Below are 2,409 nucleotides of genomic sequence, written 5' to 3' on the forward strand. Positions count from 1 at the left end.
ATAAAAAAGAATATACTTTAAGATAATAATATTATTTATTACACTTAACTATCGCGGCAGAGTTATGTAAATCCAGTACTGATAATTTACCGGAAAGCCCCTGTAAAGATTGAACAGTTTTATGTGCATCAGGTGTTATTATACTGATCAATGGTCCACCTGATGAAACAAAGAAACAACATTCCTTATCACTAAAAAGACTAAATATTCGATTACTAATAAACGATAAAATCTCTTCAAATCGTAACCCTGAAGTAGCCCATCTATTAGAGAAATATTCTGGAATATTGCCATATCGCCCCAGCGTATATTGATTAATATAAAAAAAAAGATCAGCATAATCCCCTGATTTCAAGGATGGAATAATGATTTCCTCCAAAATATTTTTACGTATTTCTCCATATTTCAATCCCATATTTTTTAGCCGGGAGTAGCCAATCACTGTTAACTGATAATCATCATATCCAGAAGGTAACTTCTGTAACTCAGGAAAAAAAGTTACAATCTTATAAGATGAATGAAGATTGAAAGAAAGAGGCTCACCGCTATCAATCTGCATAATAATAATATCACCGGGTAATAGAGACGCAGCAAAACCACCGCCAATGCTTGCTGCCGGATGGAGTACATATTCATCCTCTTCACTTTCCTCTCCATAATTACGAGAAAGAAATGTAATTAACTCAGTTGAAGATAATGGACAACCATAAAGTTCATTAATCGCAATAGCAATGGCGCTGACCAGTGATACTGTCGAACCCAATCCACCATGAATAATATTGTGTTGATTTTCAGCTTTAATTATCAACTCTTCTTTAAAATTTAATACTTTTTTTATTATCTGATAAAAATGAGAAATAATTTTATTTCTGCTGGAATAAATTTTGCTGCCCGAATTCTGAGTATTTATTTCTACTGAAGCGGTAGTATATTGATTAACGACGAAATTTATTGATCCTATAGGATAAAACTGACTCAGTGGGGGATCGACGAAATATTGAGTTTTGCAAAGAAAGGTATCAACTCTCGCTGGAGCGATAACAGTACATTTTTTGGCAACCGGAATAGTAGTTGAATATGTTCTTAGTGGAGGATTAATAATCCTACCTATTTTTATAAATTCATTCATCTTTTTTCCCATTATGTAAACCTAAATATACAAAGATAATTGGCTGATTTAAGCCCATCAGTTATCAGGGAATATCAACACAGAGAAATGAGTTATCAGTTTCAAGCTCCAGAATAGCTTGAGTATCGCTATCTATTTCGTCAGCACAGTTGCTAAAGAGCAGGACAAAACAGACCGTTGTTAGATCACCAAACAAAGATTTAAATGTTCTAGAACCTGGCTGAAAAAGAAAGTGTATTTCTTTTACAGACTTAAATTTTTTTAGAGTCTCTGTAGGATCTTTCAATATTCCATCATCATATTTGTGCAAAGAAATAGTTCTGGAATAACCTTTTGGTACAGTTGGAAGCGCCCTAAGTACAGGTAAGCCATCCTTCAAAAAACAGCTCAGTAGATCGGGCTGTGATTTAAGACCAACATAGGTTGCCATTTTATTTGGCATTCCTGAAGCACCACTGATTCTATTATTTATTTCAATTAGTTTGAATCCCTCCTGAGTCAAAAATACTTCAGTATGAGAAAAACCATTTTTTAAGCCACATGCATCTAGGCATTGAGTAACATAAGCTATACATTCTTGGTAAAGGACAGGATCAGTAACTATTTCATTATATTGAGGAATAGGAGTATTGTTTTTTATCGTTTTTTTATACTGCTGTACAGAACTTATAAAATGCTCTCCGAATACAGAAAAAGTATCGACAAACAATTCTCTACCGACTAAAATTTCTTGAATAATATAGCCCGAGTATTGTGTATTGACTTTTTCTTTAAACTCATCATTACTTGTAGCTATAAAGGCCCCAATAGATCCTGCTGCATTTACAGGCTTGCAAAAGCGGGGCCATAATATATTAAAATCGTCAATGTTATCATCCTGGATATTAATCTTAATTGTCTCTATATAATTAAGAGAACTCTCTTTTATTTTTTGTTGCATCAAATACTTATCACTTCTAAAACAAGAAGTCGCACTGTTATTAGAATAAGTAGAATTTATATTTTCTGCAATAACATCTGTAATATAGCTACTGGCATCAGATCCACATAAAACATAATCAATTTTAAGAGAAAAAAGAACGCTTTCTATCTCACCGAGATCATCCTGCTCAATATAAAATATTGAATCAAATAAGTTATTATCAACAGGAATTAGTTTAGGAACATTGAGAAAAGGTTTGGTATAAACAGCATAACAATTTATATTGTTATCTTTAATTTTTTCATATAGATACTGCCTTGATGGCGCAGGATTTATAACAACCACTCTTATTTTATTG

General features: G+C 32.7%; 2 protein-coding genes. Both read right to left on the minus strand.

What is annotated here, in order from left to right; translation table 11 throughout:
- Window positions 1–31 precede the first annotated feature (31 nt).
- Window positions 32–1,129, minus strand: coding sequence for a hypothetical protein (locus AACX38_RS05845; RefSeq protein WP_228865880.1), 1,098 nt, complete (start codon window positions 1,127–1,129; stop codon window positions 32–34).
- A 64-nt stretch (window positions 1,130–1,193) separates the two neighbouring features.
- On the minus strand, window positions 1,194–2,409 hold a 1,216-nt coding region (locus AACX38_RS05850), incomplete at its 5' end, for an ATP-grasp domain-containing protein (protein ID WP_228865881.1).

The sequence above is a fragment of the Xenorhabdus sp. PB30.3 genome, assembly GCF_963895965.1.
GTDB lineage: Bacteria > Pseudomonadota > Gammaproteobacteria > Enterobacterales > Enterobacteriaceae > Xenorhabdus > Xenorhabdus stockiae.

Excerpts from the sequence above, each read along its gene's own strand:
- AACX38_RS05845 (WP_228865880.1), bottom strand. The coding sequence starts at position 1,129 with ATGAATGAATTTATAAAAATAGGTAGGATTATTAATCCTCCACTAAGA.